This window comes from Nocardioides caeni (genome assembly GCF_004912195.1).
GTDB classification, from domain to species: Bacteria; Actinomycetota; Actinomycetes; order Propionibacteriales; family Nocardioidaceae; genus Nocardioides; species Nocardioides caeni.
This window is the reverse complement of the sequence record NZ_STGW01000005.1, coordinates 223,287-242,302: the sequence shown is the minus strand read 5'-3', so window position 1 is coordinate 242,302 and position 19,016 is coordinate 223,287. Positions and strand designations below refer to the sequence as shown.

15 protein-coding genes, 4 tRNA genes and 1 pseudogene are annotated in these 19,016 nt (G+C 66.7%); 16 read left to right on the top strand and 4 right to left on the bottom strand.

Annotated features, from left to right (window positions below):
• Positions 1–19 precede the first annotated feature (19 nt).
• The 12 genes and pseudogenes from E9934_RS10565 to E9934_RS10510 form a co-directional block, all read left to right on the top strand.
• Positions 20–1,393 (top strand): annotated as a pseudogene (locus E9934_RS10565) (cytochrome P450); the annotation flags it as partial.
• Positions 1,394–1,404: 11 nt separating this feature from the next.
• Entirely contained in the window at positions 1,405–2,622 is a 1,218-nt protein-coding gene (locus E9934_RS10560) for an NAD(P)/FAD-dependent oxidoreductase (protein WP_056756823.1), read from the top strand.
• Positions 2,623–2,744: 122 nt separating this feature from the next.
• Positions 2,745–4,145 (top strand): cytochrome P450, encoded by a 1,401-nt coding sequence (locus E9934_RS10555; RefSeq protein ID WP_374587354.1) that lies wholly within the window; start codon positions 2,745–2,747, stop codon positions 4,143–4,145.
• Positions 4,142–4,864, top strand: a complete 723-nt coding sequence (locus E9934_RS10550) for a transglutaminase-like domain-containing protein (protein WP_136562845.1) — start codon at positions 4,142–4,144, stop codon at positions 4,862–4,864. The genes E9934_RS10555 and E9934_RS10550 overlap by 4 nt, the downstream gene beginning before the upstream one ends.
• A 20-nt stretch (positions 4,865–4,884) precedes the next feature.
• Positions 4,885–6,390 carry an aldehyde dehydrogenase family protein gene (locus E9934_RS10545; RefSeq protein ID WP_238694884.1) on the top strand — a complete coding sequence of 502 codons (1,506 nt, stop codon included), beginning with the start codon at positions 4,885–4,887 and terminating at the stop codon, positions 6,388–6,390.
• The gene (locus E9934_RS10540) at positions 6,387–7,220 is read left to right on the top strand and encodes an SDR family oxidoreductase (protein WP_110205675.1); all 834 of its coding nucleotides are present in this window, start codon (positions 6,387–6,389) and stop codon (positions 7,218–7,220) included. Before E9934_RS10545 ends, E9934_RS10540 begins: the two co-directional genes overlap by 4 nt.
• An 84-nt stretch (positions 7,221–7,304) precedes the next feature.
• Positions 7,305–8,330 carry a BtrH N-terminal domain-containing protein gene (locus E9934_RS10535; protein WP_200958932.1) on the top strand — a complete coding sequence of 342 codons (1,026 nt, stop codon included), beginning with the start codon at positions 7,305–7,307 and terminating at the stop codon, positions 8,328–8,330.
• 74 nt (positions 8,331–8,404) lie between these two features.
• Entirely contained in the window at positions 8,405–8,980 is a 576-nt protein-coding gene (locus E9934_RS10530) for a PaaI family thioesterase (protein WP_082606256.1), read from the top strand.
• Between the two features lie 103 nt (positions 8,981–9,083).
• Positions 9,084–9,749, top strand: coding sequence for a lysophospholipid acyltransferase family protein (locus E9934_RS10525; protein WP_238694883.1), 666 nt, complete (start codon positions 9,084–9,086; stop codon positions 9,747–9,749).
• An 862-nt stretch (positions 9,750–10,611) separates the two neighbouring features.
• Entirely contained in the window at positions 10,612–13,308 is a 2,697-nt protein-coding gene (gene mobF, locus E9934_RS10520) for a MobF family relaxase (RefSeq protein ID WP_238694882.1), read from the top strand.
• Positions 13,309–13,421: 113 nt separating this feature from the next.
• Positions 13,422–13,718, top strand: coding sequence for a hypothetical protein (locus E9934_RS10515; protein ID WP_136562843.1), 297 nt, complete (start codon positions 13,422–13,424; stop codon positions 13,716–13,718).
• A complete protein-coding gene (locus E9934_RS10510; RefSeq protein WP_056756787.1) occupies positions 13,711–13,908 on the top strand; it encodes a helix-turn-helix domain-containing protein in 198 nt (65 codons plus the stop codon). The genes E9934_RS10515 and E9934_RS10510 overlap by 8 nt, the downstream gene beginning before the upstream one ends.
• Before the next feature lie 99 nt (positions 13,909–14,007).
• On the opposite strand, the gene E9934_RS10505 is transcribed toward E9934_RS10510, so the two are convergent.
• The 3 genes from E9934_RS10505 to E9934_RS10495 all read right to left on the bottom strand — a co-directional run bounded on the left by E9934_RS10505 (position 14,008) and on the right by E9934_RS10495 (position 14,318).
• Positions 14,008–14,082: transfer RNA gene (locus E9934_RS10505), tRNA-Val, on the bottom strand.
• A 25-nt stretch (positions 14,083–14,107) separates the two neighbouring features.
• A tRNA-Cys gene (locus E9934_RS10500) sits at positions 14,108–14,181 on the bottom strand.
• Positions 14,182–14,245: 64 nt separating this feature from the next.
• Positions 14,246–14,318, bottom strand: a tRNA-Gly gene (locus E9934_RS10495).
• Between the two features lie 124 nt (positions 14,319–14,442).
• Between E9934_RS10495 and E9934_RS10490 the strand changes: the two genes are divergently transcribed.
• Positions 14,443–15,270, top strand: coding sequence for an aminotransferase class IV (locus tag E9934_RS10490; RefSeq protein WP_136562842.1), 828 nt, complete (start codon positions 14,443–14,445; stop codon positions 15,268–15,270).
• Here the strand turns inward: E9934_RS10490 and E9934_RS10485 are convergent.
• Positions 15,251–16,474: a GAF domain-containing protein gene (locus E9934_RS10485; protein WP_136562841.1), complete on the bottom strand. Its 1,224-nt coding sequence runs from the start codon at positions 16,472–16,474 to the stop codon at positions 15,251–15,253. The two genes, E9934_RS10490 and E9934_RS10485, sit on opposite strands and share 20 nt — an antisense overlap.
• A 93-nt stretch (positions 16,475–16,567) precedes the next feature.
• Here E9934_RS10485 and E9934_RS10480 point away from each other — a divergent pair, with 93 nt between their 5' ends.
• The 3 genes from E9934_RS10480 to E9934_RS10470 all read left to right on the top strand — a co-directional run bounded on the left by E9934_RS10480 (position 16,568) and on the right by E9934_RS10470 (position 19,004).
• Entirely contained in the window at positions 16,568–18,412 is a 1,845-nt protein-coding gene (locus E9934_RS10480; protein WP_136562840.1) for a flavin-containing monooxygenase, read from the top strand.
• Between the two features lie 71 nt (positions 18,413–18,483).
• Positions 18,484–18,555: transfer RNA gene (locus E9934_RS10475), tRNA-Val, on the top strand.
• Between the two features lie 101 nt (positions 18,556–18,656).
• Positions 18,657–19,004, top strand: a complete 348-nt coding sequence (locus tag E9934_RS10470) for a hypothetical protein (RefSeq protein ID WP_136562839.1) — start codon at positions 18,657–18,659, stop codon at positions 19,002–19,004.
• Positions 19,005–19,016 lie beyond the last annotated feature (12 nt).

The following is a 19,016-nucleotide window of genomic DNA, read 5'->3' as shown; positions in this document are numbered from 1 at the left end:
GCGAGAACGGGCAGAAGTGATGAAAATTCCTGAGGCGGTCACCGCCAAGGTCCAGGCAACCATCCCGATGGAGCGGCAGATTCAGGGCGCACATCTCTACGACAAGACCAGGAGGTGGGTCACGGGGACCAATGGCAAGAAGATGTTTGTCGAGCGCCCCATCCCGCCGGTCGAGGAGATCGACCTCGCCGACATCGACATGAGCAATCCGTTCATGTACCGGCAGGGTCGCTGGAAGTCCTACTTCGAGCGTCTGCGCACCGAAGCCCCCGTGCACTACCAGCCCAACAGTCCCTTCGGCCCGTTCTGGTCTGTCACCCGGCACGCCGACATCATCGCGGTCGACAAGGACCATGACTCGTTCTCTGCCGAACCCCTGATCGTCATCGGCGTGCCACCACGGTTCCTCGACATCGAGATGTTCATCGCGATGGATCCGCCGCGGCACGACCTGCAGCGGCAGGCGGTCCAAGGCGTCGTCGCACCGAAGAATCTGCGCGAGATGGAGGGGCTCATCAGAGAGCGCGTTCGCGAGGTGCTGGACGAACTCCCGGTGGGTGAGCCGTTCAACTGGGTGCAGCGCGTCTCGGTCGAGTTGACTGCGCGCATGCTGGCCACGTTGCTGGACTTCCCCTACGAGCAGCGTGACAAGCTCGTCTACTGGTCAGATCTTGCGTCCTCGATGGAGCAAGCCAACGGTGGTCCCTCGGACAACGATGAGGTCTTCCGTGGCATGCGTGACATGGCGGGAGGTCTGAGCGCCCTCTGGCACGACAAGGCCGCCCGGACTGCTGCCGGGGAGGAACCCGGCTTCGACCTGATCACCATGTTGCAGAGCAACGAGAACACCAAGGACCTCATCGACCGCCCGATGGAGTTCCTCGGAAACCTGGTGTTGCTGATCGTCGGAGGCAACGACACGACCCGCAACTCGATGAGTGGTGGTGTCCTTGCGCTCAACCAGTTCCCGGATCAGTTCGAGAAGCTGAAGGCCAACCCTGACCTTATCCCCAACATGGTCTCGGAGGTCATCCGTTGGCAGACTCCGCTCGCCTACATGCGCCGGATCGCCAAGGTCGACACCATCCTGAACGGCCAGTTCATCCGTGAGGGCGACAAGGTCGTGATGTGGTACGCCTCGGGCAACCGCGACGCCGCCGTCTTCGATCGGCCTGATGAGCTGATCATCGACCGTGCCAACGCGCGCAACCACATCTCCTTCGGGTTCGGCGTCCACCGCTGCATGGGGAACCGGCTGGCCGAGCTGCAGTTGCGGGTCCTGTGGGAGGAATTGCTTCCGCGCTTCGAGGAGATCGAGGTGGTGGGCGAGCCGGAGTACGTGCAGTCAAACTTCGTACGTGGCATCAGTGAGTTGATGGTCCGTCTCACCCCGAAGGCCGGCGCATGACCGGGCAGCGAGCGGTGATCGTCGGCGCAAGCCATGCCGGCGCGCAGCTCGCGGCGAGTCTGCGCCAGGAGGGGTGGACCGGGGAGGTCGTCCTGGTGGGCGATGAGTCGGCGCTGCCCTACCAACGCCCGCCCCTGTCGAAGGCCCTGCTGGCGGGCAAGAGCACCCTTGAGGATCTGGCGATCCGTAGCGCAGCGTTCTACGCCAAGCAGGAGATCCAGCTTCTGGATGCAACGATCAAGTCGATCGACCGCACCGCTGGTCACCTGGTGCTGGGCAACGGCGAGTCGCTGGGCTACGACAAGCTTGCCCTGTGCACCGGTGCTCGGCCGCGACGACTTCTCGTGCCGGGCGCCCTACTTGGCGGTGTCTACTACCTGCGCACCGCCAAGGACGTCGAGCTGATCCGTGGAGCCGCCTCGCCCGGACGGCGAGCCGTCATCGTCGGTGGGGGCTACGTCGGGCTGGAGACAGCCGCGTCGTTGCGCGCGTTGGGGCTCGATGTCACGGTGCTCGAGGCGACCGGGCGTGTCCTCGAACGAGTGACGGCCCCCGAGGTCTCAGCATTCTTCGAGCGGATCCACCGAGATGCGGGCGTCTCCATTCGGACGAATGCACTTGTCGAGGCCATCGCCGGGGACACCCAGGTCCGCGAAGTGTTCCTGTCGAGCGGCGAATCAATTCCTGCTGACTTCGTCATCGTGGGCATCGGTGTTGAGCCGAACACCGAACTCGCCTCGGCATCAGGACTGGTTGTCGACAACGGCATCGCGATTGACGATCGAGCCCGCACGAGCGACCCCGGCATCGTTGCGGCCGGCGATTGCACGAGCCGCACCATGGCCAGTCACGGTCGTCGAGTTCGTCTCGAGTGCGTACCGAGCGCGGGGGAGCAAGCCAAGGTGGCCGCCGCCACCCTCTGCGGGAAGGCCAAAGAAATCACTGCGCTTCCGTGGTTCTGGTCAGATCAGTACGACGTCAAGCTCCAGATCGCCGGACTCAACACCGGCTACGACGAAGTCGTGCTCAGCGGTGATCCCCGTCAAGACCGCGACTTCACCTGCTTCTACCTCCGCCACGGTGTGCTGATCGCCGCGGACTGCGTGAACCGTCCCCGTGACTTCATGTTGACCAAGCGGCTCCTGGCGCAAGGTGCTCCGCTGCTGGGACGGGCGGAGCTGGTTGTCCCAGATCTGACCGACATACGCGGGTAGGCCGAGCGGCGTAGTACGCCTCCGTTGCTGACCACCGGGAACGCTCATAGACAGGACATCAAGTGACGAACCTCCTCCCACGAGCAATCACGAAGAGGCGCGACCGGCTCTCGTCGTTGCTCCTGGCGTCGCTACCGAGTAGATGGGACGCGGCCCTGCGCGAGGCCAGCGACCGGTGGCCGGTCCACGAGCTCGCCCCAGTTCCGGAAGGCTCCGGACTCAAGCCCGTCCGAGGGACCGCCGGACTCCCTCTCCTCGGACACACCGTCGACTACATCCGCTTCGGGTCGGACTTCACGCGTGCCCGATACAGGCGCTTCGGTCCGGTGTCCTGGATGGGGGCGTTCGGCACCAAGGTGGTGGCGGTGGCCGGCCCCGACGCCACACAAGAAGCACTGACCACCAAAGCGAGGTCCTTTTCCCAGGACGGTTGGACCTATCTCATCGACGCGTTCTTCCACCGTGGCCTGATGCTGATGAGCTTCGACGAACACAAGATGCATCGACGCATCATGCAGGAGGCGTTCACCCGTGACCGGCTTGCCGGATACGTCGACCAACTCGGACCGACCGTCGAGGCGAACATCCAAGGCTGGACCGCCGGCACGTCCAACCGGCTCTACCCCCTGCTCAAGAGCCTGACTCTCGACGTTGCCACGGACGTCTTCATGGCGGGGCGCGGCGGGAACCAGGACACCGATGCGATCAACGACGCCTTCGTGTCGACCGTACGGGCAGCCAGCTCGATCGTGCGGATACCGCTGCCCGGGACACGCTGGCGAGCTGGTGTGCGTGGGCGAGCGGTGCTGGAGGCCTACTTCGCACAACATCTGCCTGCTGCCCGCGAGGGTCAGGGCGGCGACCTGTTCGCGGGACTGTGCCATGCGCAGACCGCCGAAGGGGACGCCTTCACCGATGAGGACGTCATCAACCACATGATCTTCTTGATGATGGCCGCCCACGACACCTCGACCATCACCACTGCGGCGGCCGCCTACTTCCTCGCCAAGCACCCGGGGTGGCAGGAGCAGGCCAGGGCCGAGTCCGACCGACTCGGCGACCGGACCCCGAACATCGTCGACCTGGAGTCGCTGGCGACTCTCGATCTGGTGATCAAGGAAACGCTGCGCCTGGTGGCGCCAGTGCCGATCGTCATGCGCAAGACCGTCGAGGACGTCGAGATTGCCGGGAGCCACATTCCAGCAGACACGCTGGTTGCCATCGCTCCGGCCGCCAATCACTTCGACGAGACATGCTGGACCGACCCCGACAAATTCGACCCTGGACGCTTCAGTGAGCCGCGTCGGGAAGACCAGCACCACCGCTTCGGGTGGATCCCGTTCGGTGGCGGGGTGCACAAGTGCATTGGTCTCCACTTCGGGACCCTGGAGGTCAAGGCCATCCTGCACCAGATGCTGCGCACCTACAGCTGGACGGTCCCCGACGGCTACGAAGTCAGATGGGACAACACCTCACTACCGATTCCCGTCGACGGGTTGCCGATCACCCTGGAGCGCCGATGAGTCAGATCCTTGCGTCCCACCTGGAGCCGACGGAATTTCTCGACTTCGAGCACGAGGACGTCCGCGACTTCACCGCGGCCACGGTCGGTGACGCGAGGACCGACACCGAGAAAGCGAGACGACTGTTCGCCGCCGTCCGCGACCGGGTCTGGTACGACCCCTACACGGTGTCGGCCGACCCTGCGCACTACCGCGCGAGCTTCGTGCTCCAGGCCGGTCGCGCCTACTGCGTCCCGAAAGCCGTGCTGCTCACTGCGGTGTGCCGCGCGGCAGGCATTCCGGCGCGTTTGGGTTTCGCCGATGTCCGCAACCATCTGCAAACCCAGACCCTGCGAACACTCATGGGCGGCACGGACCTGTTCGTTTACCACGGATACAGCAGTCTCCACATCGACGGCAGGTGGCTCAAGGCGACGCCGGCGTTCAACGTCGAGCTGTGTGCTCGTTTCGGTGTTCCTCCGGTGGAGTTCGACGGTGAGCACCACGCACTCATGCACGCCTTCACGGCAGACGGAATCCAGCACATGGAGTACGTCCACGAGCGTGGCCTCTTCGACGACCTGCCCTTGGCCGAGATCCTGAGCGAGCTTCGCCACACCTATGGCTCGATGGTGGATTCCTCCGCGCCTGCGGTTGGCGACGCTTTCACCATCAAGTCGACGAGCCAGATCCAAACTGACGCTTCACCCGGGTCTGCGCACCCACAGGAGGACCGATGAGCCCAACAACCACAGCGACCATGCTTGAGGTGCGCAACCCAGCCGACGGCCGGTTGGTGGAGACCATCTCCGTAGATGATCGTGACGCCGTGACGCGCATCGCTACCGAGCTTCGCCTCGCCCAAGTTACCTGGGCCGAGGATGGTCCACGGCAGCGTTCACAATGGTTGCACCAGTGGCGGGACTGGATCCTTGCTCATACCGACGAGCTCACCGACCTGCTTCAGGCCGAGACCGGCAAGGTGCGTCCTGACGCCCTCGTGGAGACGACCGCGTCCTGCGAATTCATCACCTACTACGCCAACCACGCCGAGGACTTTCTCGCCGACGAAAGGGTCAGGTCCGCGGGACTGCTGAGCCTGCCGAAGCGACTTTCCAAGACCTACCGGCCCCATCCTCTCGTCGGCCTGATCACCCCCTGGAACTTCCCGATCACTCTCTTTCTCATGGACGCAGCTCCCGCGCTGGCTGCCGGGTGCGCGGTCCTGGTGAAGTCCTCGGAAGAGACACCACTGACCTGCGCACGGGTCATCGAAGGCTGGCACGAGATCGGCGCCCCGCCCGTTCTGGCACATGTCACGGGGGCCAGCGACACTGGCTCCGCCGTCGTGGATGCCGCTGACTTCGTCCAGTTCACAGGCTCGACAGTGACAGGGCGTGCGGTCGCACTTCGTTGCGCTGAGCAGTTGAAGCCGGTGAGTCTCGAACTTGGCGGCAAGGATCCAGCAATCGTCCTGGAAGACGCCGACCTCGCCCGTGCGGCCGAGGGCATCGCCTGGGGTGGCTTGTTCAATGCAGGGCAGGTCTGCATTTCCGTCGAGCGCGTCTATGTGGTTGCCCAGGTGTACGAGGAGTTCGTGGCTCGGCTGACCGAGCGCGTGCAGTCGCTGACCCAGGGGGTGGGCGCGCGCGACGATGTCGGTGCCATGGTCACCGCAAGGCAGGTCGAGATCACCGATCGCCACGTCAGCGAGGCGGTAGCGTCCGGCGCGAACGCAGTGGCCGGCGGACGACGAGGCGAGGCCGGGAACTACTACTTGCCCACAGTCCTGATCGATGTCGATCACACGATGGCGTGCATGACCGAAGAGACCTTCGGCCCCACGATCCCCGTGATGCGCGTCGCCGACGAAGACGAAGCCATCCGACTGGCCAACGATTCGCCGTACGGATTGTCGGCCACGGTCTGGACTCGTGACCACGCTCGGGCCCAGCGCATCGCACGACGCCTGGATGCTGGAGCGGTCAACATCAACGACGTCTTCAGCAACCTGTTCGCGATGACGCTGCCGCACAGCGGGTGGAAGTCGTCGGGGACGGGCGCGCGGCTCGGGGGAGCCGACGGGCTCCACAAGTACTGCCGGGTGCAAGCGGTGACCGAGCCGCGATTCCCCGTCTTGACACGAGAACTCACGTGGTACCCGTACTCCGCCCGGCGTACGGCCATCGCCCGAAGAGTGTTGCGCACGGTAGCCGGTCGCGGCTTGCGTCAACGCCTGGGCCTGCACCAGGAGCACATCAGATGACTCGCCCCACACTCTTTCCCGCCAAGACGATCGCGATCACCGGCGGAGCCCGCGGTATCGGTTACCAGACGGCCAAGGAACTGATCGGACGCGGCCACCGCGTCGCCATCGGCGACATCGACGAGGCCCGTGCCAAGGAGGCCGCTGATGAGCTCGGCATCTCCTCCGTCGCCCGACTCGACGTAACCGATCCCGACTCCTTTCGGGCCTTCCTCGACATGGTCGAGACGCAACTCGGTCCCATCGACGTGCTGATCAACAACGCGGGCATCATGCCCACCGGGCACGTGCACGAGGAGGAGGACACCGTGACCCGGCGGCAGGTGGAGATCAACGTCCTTGGCGTGATCTTCGGAACCAAGCTGGCCCTCCAGCGGATGTTGCCGCGGCGCGCCGGGCACATCATCAACACTGCGTCGTTGGCCGGCGAGCTCTCCGTGCCCGGCTTGGCCACCTACTGCGGCACGAAGTTCGCCGTCATCGGGTTCACTGAGGCGGCCCGCCAGGAGTACCGCAAGTCCGGAGTCTGCCTGTCAACCGTTCGGCCCACCTTCACCAACACCGAACTGGTCGCTGGAACGTCCGGGGCGAAGGGTCTGCGTAACGCCGAGCCGCAGGAGATCGCGCGGGCGACGGCCGATCTGATCGAGCAACCCCGTCCGTTCGTACGCGTCACCCGCGTTGCCGGCGGCATGGTCGCAGCAATGAAGTTCGTGCCCGGACGACTTGCCACCGCGCTCGGCTCCGCCCTTGGCACGGACTCGGTATTCCTCGACGACGTCGACATGGGGGCCCGCCAGGCCTACCTGGAGCGAATCCGGAACAGCTAACCCCCGCATCTCTGAACCAACCGGCAAATACGAGAAGGACGTCCCGTGCCCCGAAGAACCCTGATCCAGAACTACCCCCACCGAATGGGAGGGCACTGCGGTTCGGGTGCGATGCGCGACCTGCTGCACTGGAACGGCTTGGGATGGGACGGACCGCCCGATGAGGGTCTGGTGTTCGCGCTCGGCGGCGCCCTGGGGCTGTCCTACCTCCGATCGACCGACCTCTTTCCCCCGCTGTATCTGGTCGGGCGCGGCGCCGAGTTCGAAGTAGATCTACCGCTACGTCTGGGTGGGCAGGTGCAGGTCCTCACCACCGATGATCCCGAGGAGGGGTGGTCGTGGGTCCGAGACGAGCTCGACGCCGGACGACCCAGCCTTGTGTGGGGCGACATCGCGGAACTGCCGTACCTGCGGGTCCAACTGCAGATGAGCCGCCACGACATCGTGGTGATCGGCTACGACGAGGAGAGGGAGCTCGCCTTCGTCGTGGACAACGACCGCGCAGACGTCCAGGAAGTTCCGCTCGAAGCGTTGGCCCGGGCACGGTCCTCCACGGCGTTCCCGCAACCCACCCGCCATTGCACTTACCGCATCACCTGGCCCCGCTCGCTTCCCGCCCTCGAGGAAGTCGCCGCAGGGGCGTTCAGGCAATCCGCCGCCAACATGCGTGAACCATCGCCCCACAGCATCGCCGATCCGACGACGGCGGCCCTCGGTACTGAAGGCCTGGAGGCCGTTGATCTGTTCGCCGCAGACGTCGCGACCTGGGCAGAACTCCCGGACGACGAACTCGGAATACTTCTGTTCAGCGTTGGCGCGTTCATTGAAAAGGCAGGAACCGGCGGCGGTCTGTTCCGCCGTCTGGTCGCCGACGGCTGCGCAGAGGTCGCACGGCTGACCGGCGACGCCGCGACCACAGACCTTGCGACCAAAGCCGCCCGCTGTGCGCAGACCTGGACCGACGCCGCGCGCGCCGCGGCCAAACGCGACGCCGAACCACGCTCTCGGATCGAGCAACTGGTCCTGATCGCTGGTCGTCTACCAGAGCTGGAGTTGCATCTGGTCGAGTCCTTGGAGGCTGCTGCCAGGTCGTTGGCTGGTGATCACTGATCGACTCCTGCCGTCACGATGACCGATCGCATCAAGAGCGATATCAAGTCCGTGGAGAAGAAAGAGCGACGCACATGGCGACACTGGGGGACCACGACTACGACTACGCATCTGTTGTCCGGCACGAAGAGCTCGACTACCGCGATGGGGGTCTGATCGCTGGATGGGCGGCGCATCTCGCCGGTCAGGTCACTGTGGAGGTCGGCCAGGTGCTGCCGCCACATTCCCCGCACTGCGCGGGGTGCGGGCCAGACAATTCCGCCGGTCTGCACCTTCGCGCGGTTCGCACCGCCTCAGGCGTTGAAGCGGTGCACTCGTTCGACGAGGCCCAGGTCGGCGCTCCCGGCATCGCTCACGGTGGAGCTGTGGCCCTCGCCTTCGACGACCTTTTCGGCTTCTCGCTCTACACCGTCGGAGCACTGGCTGTCACGCGCAGTCTCACCGTCGAATATCACGCGCCGTTCCTACTGCACCATCCCTACACATTCCGGGTACAGGTCACGAATCGCACAGGACGCCGGCTCCTGCTGCACGCTGAGGCGTCTGATGCAACCGGCAAGAAGACCGGATCAGCCGACGCCACCTTCGTGGTGGTCGATCCCGGTCACTTCGCCGCCGGCGCCGAACAAGAGCAGAGCCAAGGACAATGACCTCCGCAGATGCGCGACGTGCGCGGCGCGTGGTTCGCAGGGCCCGGGCAATCATCCTGTGACGTCTCCTGGAGGGCACACGGACTGGGGCGTTGCCTGGTGGGTGGCCGTCGTGATCTGCAAGCCGGTTCTGATTCTGGTGCGCCGGCGCGACTGGCGTGGAGTCGAGCGGATACCCGCACGCGGCCCAGCCGTACTCGCCGCGAACCACATCTCCAAACTGGACCCGTTACTCGTCGCCGAGATGGTCCTCGCCAACGGAAGGATCCCGGCGCTTCTTGCGAAGAGCAGCCTGTTCGAAGAAAAGATCGTAGGGAGGTGGTTCCGTGCGGCCGGACATGTGGAGGTGGATCGATCTCATGGTGCCGACGGATTCGGCGCCGCCCTGACGGCACTTCGCAGCGGTGCACTGCTCGTGGTCTATCCCGAAGGAACGATCACCAAGGACCCTGACGGCGGCTTGATGGAACTCAAGACAGGCGCTGTGCGGCTGGCAATCGAATCAGGAGCGCCGCTCATTCCCGTTGCCCAACGAGGCGCCGAAGAGATCCTGCCGGCCTACAGCCGCCGCCCGAAACTGTTCAAACGGCCCACCGTCACCATCGACATTGGTCCGCCGCTTGACCTGACCGATCTCAGGCAGCTCGGGCCCGGTCCCGAAGCGGCGATCGCCGGTACGCGCCGACTTGCCGACGCTCTGGCTCAGATGCTGGATCAACTGGCAGAGCGACACGGCGCGAGCGACCAATCCTCACGCTGCCGGTCATGAGCAACGTCCTCGTGACAGCCCGGTGAAGAATAGACGGGATTGGTGGCGAGATCTCCGCGTCCGAAATGGCGATGGCCCCGAGAAGTCCTGGGGCCATCGGCGACTGAATGTGAGTCACTCGATCAGTTCTGGACCTGATGTCGTCGTAGATGTGGAAACTGCCGGCCAGCACCGCCACTCACGATGATGCGCAAGCCGCGGGGAGCCCATTCGGGCCGATCTGGTGGACGCCGACTCCCGGCTCGTCCCCGAGCAGCCAGGACAACGAACGTCCTCTGAACTCAAGGAAGTGCGCAAAGACCAGTTGAGAGCGCTGGCATGATCGTGCGGGTCGCGCTCGGCGAAGGCGGCCAAGCGAAACGCAACGCCTACACAACCCACGCTGTTCGCAGCCCAGGGGACTGCTGATAGAAGACGGTGCGGGGTCCCAACATCTTCGGCATCCGCTAGATCGATTCTCATCGTCGAGGATCGACTGGGTCAACGTAAATCGACGCCAAGACGACCTCCGGTGCTGTCGTCGATCGGCATGCGCGGCAGCTCTACATAGCTTCTGCCGCGGCGCCCGCGCAGCCCGCGAACCGTCGGCCCTGTGCCTCCGGGAACGTCCCGCTTGGTGGTCGTCTGCCCCTGCAGTCGCACCTTGTGCGACCCCGAGGACATCACTGAGTACATCTCATTGCTGCATTCAGCTGTGAGCCCCAATGACGATTGTTGACGGACGCTGGCGAGTCCCAAAACCCGATCCCCACCAGGTGATTGGAAGGCTCGAAACCGGGCGGCACGCATGCTACGAAGGTTCGTAGATGGTCCGTCCCCCGGGGGGACGGACCGGTGTCATTTCAGGGGTCTTTGACGAGACGTGACGGGCGGTGACGAGGACATCATGCACGGTGGGGTGAAGTTCTACCGCGGCTCGGCAGCCGCCGCACGCTCCTATGTCGAGGCCGACCACTCACGTGGCGATGACTACTACCTCGCCGAGGGAAGCGGCGTTGCCGAGCACTACGCCGTCAACGTGAGCGGCGACGGAACTGTCATCGATCGGCGTCCCGATCTCGACGGCCCGACGTACGAAAAGTGGGTGGCCGGGTACGACGTGTCCACCGGTCAGCCGAAGGGCCGGTTGCGCGATGACGATCGCGCGTTGAGGTTCGTCGAGGTGGTCGTCAATGGACCCAAGACCTGGTCGCTCGCGGCCGCACTCCATCCGGATCTCGCTGCTGCTTACGAAGCGGCACAGACCCGCGCGGCCGAGGAGGTCATCGGGTGGGTTGCCCAGCACGCAACCACACGCGTCGGTCCGCGCGGACGCCAGGTCCAGGTACCCGTCGAGAAGATCGAGGCCGCGGTCGTGCGGCACTACACATCGCGTGCCGGTGACCCGCACCGTCACCTGCACGTTCAGATAAACGCGCGCGTGCACGCGGCAGGTGCATGGCGTGGCTTGCACTCCGTCGGAGTTGTTGACTCCATCGAGGCGCTCAATGGCATCGGTCACGCCGCCGTGATGTGCGACCCCGAGTTCCGCACCGCGCTCGCCGAACATGGCTACACGCTCGACGACTCCGGCGAGATTCAGCAGCTCGCGCCGTACGCCGGTCGGTTCAGCCAACGAACCTCGCAGATCAACCGCAACGTCGACCGCTACGAAGCCGCATGGCGCACCGAGCACCCCGGCGAGGAGCCGGGGCCGAAGCTGCGACAGTCGTGGGATCGTCGCGCGTGGGCTGATGCACGTCCCGACAAGGTTGTACCGGCCGACGGCGTCGACCTTGTCACTCGGTGGAACGTCGAGCTGCACGACCTCGGCTTCCGTCTACCGATAGAACCCGTCGAGGTTCGAGCGACGACTATCGGTCGGTTGCGTCGCGACGCTGCCGTTGATCTCGTCCTCACCCGGCTCGGAGCGAAACGCTCGGCCTGGAACGCCGCCGACATTCGCGGCGAAGTCGAGAAACTGATCCCCGCGGTCGGCATCATCGCCGACCGAGCCGCACGCACGGAGCTGGCCGAAGACCTCACCGCACGCGCGGTCGCCTGCTGCCGGCCGTTGCGCGAACGCGGTGACGTGCCGGACCACATCAGGAACCTCACCTCCGACCGGGTACTCGACGTCGAAGCGAAACTCATCGACGCCATCGCAACGCGCGTACTGCAACCGGTCCAACGTCCGGGCCGGATCACGAACAGCGACCACCTCGATGCCGCGCAACGGGCGGTCGTCGCGGCACTTGCCGGCGACGCCGGCCTCCTCGTCATTGAGGGTGCGGCCGGCACCGGAAAGACCACCACCCTCGCCGCCGCCCGCGCTGCCCTCGATGCGCAGTACCGCCGACTTCTTGTCGTCACACCGACCCTCAAAGCAGCACAGGCTGCGCGACAGCAGGTCGGCACCGATGCGTTCTCCGCGGCTTGGCTCATCCACCAAAATGGTTTCCGATGGGACCAGGACGGCCACTGGTCACGCATCAACCTCGCCCGCGAACAGATCAACGTCGCCGCACGGCTGTCACCCGGCGACGTCCTGCTCATCGACGAAGCCGGGATGCTCGACCAGGACACTGCCCGCGCACTGTTTGCGATCGCCGACCGCGCCTGCGCGACTGTTGCGCTTCTCGGGGACCGCCACCAACTGCCCGCCGTCGGTCGCGGCGGGCTACTCGACATCGCCGCACGCTGGACACCACCAACCGCACATCTCGAGCTCGAGTCCGTGCATCGATTCGTCGATCCGGAGTACGCCGACCTCAGCCTGAAGATGCGCGAAGGCGACCACCCAGCCGACGTCTTCGACGCCCTCCTCGAGCGCGGACTCATCAGCGTTCACGCCACCGATGTCGAACGCACCGCCGCCCTCGCGGACATCGGCGCCGCAAGCGAGGACCTGATCATCGCCGACACCCGCGAACAGGTCGGCGCGCTCAACGCCGCCATCCGCGACCACCGCCAGCCCCGTGATGAGCGGAACGGTGAGCCCGTCACCCGCAGTGGTGAGCGGATCGGCCTCGGTGACCGTGTCGCGACGCGTCGCAATGACCGCGAGCTCGGCGTCGCCAACCGCGACGTGTGGACCGTCGCCGGTATCGGCGACGACGGGAGCCTGCTGGTCACCGGTCGCGCCGGTCAACGAGAACTGCCCGCCGCCTACGCCGACCGGCACGTCGAACTGGCCTTCGCCTCGACCGTCTACGGCGCCCAGGGCGAGACCGTCGACTCCGCCCACCTCGTCGTGGGCGAGACCACCGGAGCAGCATCTGCGTACGTCGCCATGACCCGCGGCCGCCACAGCAACGTCGCCCACATGGTCGCCGATTCTGTCGAGGACGCCCGCGAGCAATGGGCGGGCGTGTTCAGTCGCAATCGAGCCGACCTCGGCCCAGGACACGCAGCGACCCGCGTCGACGAGGACATCGAGCGCTACGGCACACGGGCGCTGGCGCATTCCGAATCACTGCAGGCCGCCGCCCTGACCGACGGACTGGCCGAGCGCCCGCGGCGGCTTGAAGAGCGGCAACCCCTGAGCACCCCTCCGCGGGGGCAGGGAATCGGTCGTTGACCAAGTCCCATCGTTCAGGTGATCGCTCGCGGGACCTGAGACGACTTAGGTGACCAAGGAGCAGCCGGTCTCGACACGAGCGGTCAGCGGACGTCCGACCCACACGAGGGGCGGTGCTTCTCAACCAGAGTCGCCGAACCCGTCGGCGGCCAGCAACGAAAGGCGACGTGATGGTGACACCCATCGGGATCCCCGAGGACTGGGACGACAACGGCCTGATCCTGTTCGAGGAGTTCTGCGAACTCATCCGCACACCGCAACGCACCGTCCGTGACTGGCGTCGCCGTGGCATCGGCCCGCGATGGACGCGCTTTCAGGGCGTTGGCCGGCTCTACGTGACGGTCGCGGAGGCCCGTTGCTTCCTGGCCTCCGCCAAGGTCACCCAGGTCGAGGTGCGTTCCGATGGCTGAGCGACGAGCCATCGCGGTCTACGTGAGCCTCGAGGAGGCGGCCGAGTCCATGTCGGTCTCGGTCAGGACGATCCGGCGCTGGATCGCAGCCGGCACGCTTCCGGCGTACCGCTGCGGAAAGCGGGCCATCCGGATCAAGCTCGACGACCTAGAAGCCACTCCGCAAAAGATGCCCACAGCGCAACTCTGAGTGCCGCTGACGAGGTGCGCGCGCCGAATCCTTGTTGCACGTATGTTGCACGAAAAGCAGAACAGAGGCCCCAAAAGGGCCTCTGACCTGCGGCTTTACTGGTGGGCGATACTGGGTTTGAACCAGTGACCTCTTCCGTGTCAAGGAAGCGCGCTACCGCTGCGCCAATCGCCCGAGGTGGTGCTGTGGAGTTGTGTGGTGGAGGTGGGTACGGGATTTGAACCCGTGTACACGGATTTGCAGTCCGTTGCCTCGCCTCTCGGCCAACCCACCGCGGAGGCCTGCCCAGGACAATCACGCTGGACTGACCTGGTCAGCCAGGGGCCTGACCTCTCCGAGCGGACAACGAGACTCGAACTCGCGACCTCAACCTTGGCAAGGTTGCGCTCTACCAACTGAGCTATGTCCGCATCGCACCGCTTTGCCGCCGTTTCCGGCCGCTCTGTGGTGCGGTTGAGAACATTAGCCGATCCGGTGAACGGCGCCAAAATGGGGGTCCACTTGGGCATGTCGGGGGCCTCTAGGGTGGGCGTCATGCGTGTGTGGATCAACGGTGAGCTGCTGCCCGACGCGAGCGCTCCCGCGGTGCCAGTGACCGATCACGGCCTGACGGTGGGCGACGCCGTCTTCGAGGCGGTCAAGGTCGTCGACGGTCAACCGTTCGCGTTGCAGCGTCACCTCGACCGGCTCGCCCGGTCCGCGGCAGGGCTGGGTCTGATCGGTCTCGACCTCGACGCCGTACGACGAGGAGTGCTCGCCGTGCTCGAGAGCGACGCGATGCCGCTGGGGCGTCTGCGCATCACCGTGACCGGCGGCAATGCGCCGCTGGGCAGTGGCCGTGGGGACGAGCCGTTGACCCACATCGTGGTGGCGGCGCCGATGGAGCCGGCCGCCCCCACCACCAGCGCCGTCACGGTCGGCTGGCCGCGCAACGAGCGCGGGCCGCTGGCTGGTCTGAAGACCACGTCCTATGCGGAGAACGTCGTCGCCCTGGCCGCGGCGCGGCAGGCCGGCGCCACCGAGGCGATCTTCGCGAACCTGGCCGGTCACCTGTGCGAGGGCACCGGCACCAACGTCTTCTACGTCATCGACGGAGAGCTACGGACCCCGACGTTGGCGAGCGGCTGCCTCGCGGGCGTCACCCGCGACCTCGTCCTGGACTGGTTCGGTGGAGTCGAGGTGGACGAGCCGATCGAGGTGGCGCAGGCGGCAGACGAGGTCTTCCTCGTCTCCACGACCCGGGACGTGCAGGGCGTGCACCGCTGGGACGATCGCGAGCTGGTCGCCCCCGGGCCGGTGACCACGGCCGCCGCTCAGGCCTGGCGCGACAACGAGCACTCGCTCATCGGTTTCGACCGCTGAGATCGCCGGGGTCGGCAGGGTCGGCGGGGTCGGCGGGGTCGCCGACGACGCTCAGGTCGACGCCCTCGCCGAGCCGGTAGGGGCTCGTGGCGAGCAGCGCACCGAGGGCGCGGCGCATCCGAGAGATCTCGGCCCGCACCGTGACCTGGTGTTCCCCATCGCCGTACAGCCGGTGGCTGAGCACGCTCGCCGTCAGACCTCCGCGTCCGGCGGCTCCCAGCGCGGTGAGGATCTCGGCGTGCCGGGGCGACAGGGCCACCCGCCAGGGGGCATCGCCACCGCGGACCTCCAGCGTCGCCGGCGACGTCGACAGATCGAGGGTCGCCCGCAGACTCGCGGCGCTGGTTCGCGGCCGGATCAGCCAGCCGCCCCGCAGCCGCTCGGGCAAGCAGAGCCCGAGTCCCGGGACAGCGAGGGCACGGTCGGCACGGGGCGCCTCGACTCGGTCGCGCACGGCCACTCCCTGATGGGCCGCGACCCAGCCGTGGTCGTCCACGACCAGCAGCGGACCGTTGGCCCCGGACAGCAGCGGCTCGGCGGAACGCCGAAGCTGCTCGAGTCGCTCCCCGTGGTGGCGCCACAGCCGCGCTTCGGCCAGACGCACGGACGCGGTCACGAGCGCCTCGATCGCGGGATGGAGCGTCAGGGCGGGACCGCTGACGTCGACGATCCCGAGGAGCGAGCCGTCGACCGGATCGTGGATGGGGGAGGCCGTGCAGTACCAGGGCACCTGGGCGCGCTCGAAGTGCTCGGCGGAGAACAGCTGGACCGGGGCGCCCTCCTCGAGCGCGGTGCCGATCGCGTTCGTGCCGACGGCTCCCTCAGTCCACAGCGCGCCCTCGGCAAAGCCGAGGCCGTCCGCCTGACGCTTCACCCGCGGCGATCCGCTGCGCCACAACACGATGCCGTCGGCGTCCGTCACGACGACCAGGTAGTTGGAGGCGTCGGCGGCACTGAGCAGGAGCTCGCGGATCTCGTCGATCACCAACGACAGGCGGGAGGTACGACGCCGCTCGTCCACCTCGCCCGGCAGCAACGGGTCGCGCCCGTTGCGCCCGTCGGGATCCACGCCCATCCCGATCACCCGCGACCACGACCGCGACACGACGGCCCGCGGACGCTCCGGCGGCGCGGTGCCGGCGAGCACCGCGTCGTGGATCCGCACCAGGTCGCGGGCCCGCAGCGCGAGGTCGTGCGTGGCCATGACTCCACGATAGGCACGTCGATGTGACCGGGGCCACATGCAACACCGTGCAACGGTTCCCGCCTCGTACTGCCGGGAGGTCGACTTCGTGGCATGACCCAGCTCGATGAACGGCCCGTCCGGACGGCCGCCACCACCGCAACTGCAGACCCCGCCACCGCCTGGTTCGCCGCCTTCGAGGACGCCCTCGCCGCCCGTGACGTCACCCGTGCCGCCGGACTGTTCGCCGCGACCAGCTTCTGGCGCGACCTGATCGCCTTCTCCTGGAACCTCACCACCGTCGAGAACCCCGACGGCGTCACCGGCCTGCTCGAGGCCACCCTCGACCGCGTCGACCCGAGCGGCTTCCGCCTCACCGAGCCCGCCGCCACCGCCGACGGCGTGACGACGGCCTGGTTCGAGTTCGAGACCGCCATCGGCCGGGGCCGCGGACTGGCGCGGATCATCGATCCTGGTGACGGAGACGGCCCGAAGGCATGGACCTTCCTCACGACGCTGTACGAGCTGAAGGGCCACGAGGAGCCCCGCGGCGTACGACGCCCGATGGGTGCCGAGCACGGGGCGACCCGGGAGCGGGTGACCTGGCTGGAGCGCCGCGAGGCCGAGGACGCCGCGCTCGGGGTCGACACCCAGCCCTACGTCCTGGTCGTGGGCGGCGGACAAGGCGGCATCGCCCTCGGCGCCCGGCTGCGCCAGCTCGGCGTACCAGCGCTCGTCATCGACAAGCACCCGCGACCGGGGGACCAGTGGCGCAACCGCTACAAGTCGCTCTGCCTGCACGACCCCGTCTGGTACGACCACCTGCCGTACCTGAAGTTCCCCGACAACTGGCCGGTCTTCGCGCCGAAGGACAAGGTCGGGGACTGGCTGGAGTTCTACACCCGCGTGATGGAGGTGCCGTACTGGTCCAACACCGTCGCGACGAAGGCCGCCTACGACGACGAGGCAGGGCAGTGGACGGTCCACCTCGAGCGTGAGGGCAAGCCGCTGGTGCTGAAGCCGACGCACCTCGTGATGGCGACCGGGATGTCCGGCAAGGCCAACATCCCGACCCTGCCCGGTCAGGACGTGTTCCAGGGCGAGCAGCACCACTCGTCGCAACACCCAGGACCGGACGCCTACGCGGGCAAGAAGGTCGTGGTCATCGGCAGCAACAACTCCGCCTTCGACATCTGCGGGGCGCTCTGGGAGACGGGCGCCGACGTGACCATGGTGCAGCGATCGTCCACGCACATCGTCAAGAGCGACACGTTGATGGACATCGGCCTCGGCGACCTCTACTCCGAGCGTGCGCTCGAGGCGGGTGTGACGACGGAGAAGGCCGACCTGATCTTCGCGTCGCTGCCCTACAGGATCATGCACGAGTTCCAGATCCCGCTCTACGACCGGATGCGTGAGCGCGATCAGGACTTCTACGACCGGATGGAGGCCGCTGGCTTCGACCTGGACTGGGGCGACGACGGCTCGGGCCTGTTCATGAAGTACCTGCGTCGCGGTTCGGGCTACTACATCGACGTCGGTGCAGCCGAGCTCGTGGCGAGCGGTGACGTGAAGCTGGCCAAGGGGCAGGTGGACCGCCTGACCGAGACGTCGGTCGTGCTGGCCGACGGAACCGAGCTGCCCGCCGACCTCGTCGTCTACGCAACCGGCTACGGCTCGATGAACGGCTGGGCCGCCGACCTGATCAGCCAGCAGGTCGCCGACCGGGTCGGCAAGGTCTGGGGCCTGGGCTCGGGCACGACCAAGGACCCCGGTCCCTGGGAGGGCGAGCAGCGGAACATGTGGAAGCCGACCCAGCAGGAGAACCTCTGGTTCCACGGCGGCAACCTGCACCAGTCGCGCCACTCCTCGCTCTACCTCGCGCTGCAGCTCAAGGCGCGGCACGCCGGCATCGAGACGCCGGTCCACCGGCTCCAGGAGGTGCACCACCTCGGCTGAGCCTCCCGATGAGAGCCGCGGTCCGGAGATGCGTTAGAGTCTCCGACCGCGGTTCATGTCGATCCGCATCCGGGCGATTGGCGCAGTGGTAGCGCGCTTCGTTCACACCGAAGAGGTCACTGGTTCGAACCCAGTATCGCCCACCGAAGAACCCGCAGGTCAGGGCCGGAATCCCGGCCCTGACCTGCGGGGATCGTGCGGTAGACGTGCGGAATGGACCTGGCTCCCGATCGAAGGAGTCCAGATGCCCGACACACTGAGCACGACCATCACCTGCCCGTCCTGGTGCCAGCACGCCAGCGACCCCGCCGTGCACGACATCGACATCGACGCGACCACCGGCGCCCCGCTCGTCGACCACACGATCGAGCTCGGTGAGCACGTGTGGGGCGCCGCCCGGCACGAGATCCTCGCCGGCCGGATGGACCCGCCGATCGTGCAGATCAGCCCCGACGTCGCGGCGTACGAGCCGGGCGCCCCGGAGACACCTCGGGACCTCCGCGGGCTTGCGGAGTCACTCCTGCGGGCGGCCAGCTGGCTTGAGGAGCATGCGAGTCAGGATGGTCGCGAGGGAGTGGACGTGAACGAGTAGCTCGGCGAGGAC

Bases quoted from the DNA above. Each gene is read 5' to 3' on its own strand.
- E9934_RS10470 (WP_136562839.1), top strand. From the start codon at position 18,657: ATGCCCGACACACTGAGCACGACCATCACCTGCCCGTCCTGGTGCCAG.
- E9934_RS10545 (WP_238694884.1), top strand. From the start codon at position 4,885: ATGCTTGAGGTGCGCAACCCAGCCGACGGCCGGTTGGTGGAGACCATC.
- E9934_RS10485 (WP_136562841.1), bottom strand. From the start codon at position 16,474: ATGGCCACGCACGACCTCGCGCTGCGGGCCCGCGACCTGGTGCGGATC.
- E9934_RS10490 (WP_136562842.1), top strand. From the start codon at position 14,443: ATGCGTGTGTGGATCAACGGTGAGCTGCTGCCCGACGCGAGCGCTCCC.
- E9934_RS10550 (WP_136562845.1), top strand. From the start codon at position 4,142: ATGAGTCAGATCCTTGCGTCCCACCTGGAGCCGACGGAATTTCTCGAC.
- E9934_RS10560 (WP_056756823.1), top strand. From the start codon at position 1,405: ATGACCGGGCAGCGAGCGGTGATCGTCGGCGCAAGCCATGCCGGCGCG.
- E9934_RS10510 (WP_056756787.1), top strand. From the start codon at position 13,711: ATGGCTGAGCGACGAGCCATCGCGGTCTACGTGAGCCTCGAGGAGGCG.
- E9934_RS10480 (WP_136562840.1), top strand. From the start codon at position 16,568: ATGACCCAGCTCGATGAACGGCCCGTCCGGACGGCCGCCACCACCGCA.
- E9934_RS10540 (WP_110205675.1), top strand. From the start codon at position 6,387: ATGACTCGCCCCACACTCTTTCCCGCCAAGACGATCGCGATCACCGGC.
- E9934_RS10535 (WP_200958932.1), top strand. From the start codon at position 7,305: ATGGGAGGGCACTGCGGTTCGGGTGCGATGCGCGACCTGCTGCACTGG.
- E9934_RS10530 (WP_082606256.1), top strand. From the start codon at position 8,405: ATGGCGACACTGGGGGACCACGACTACGACTACGCATCTGTTGTCCGG.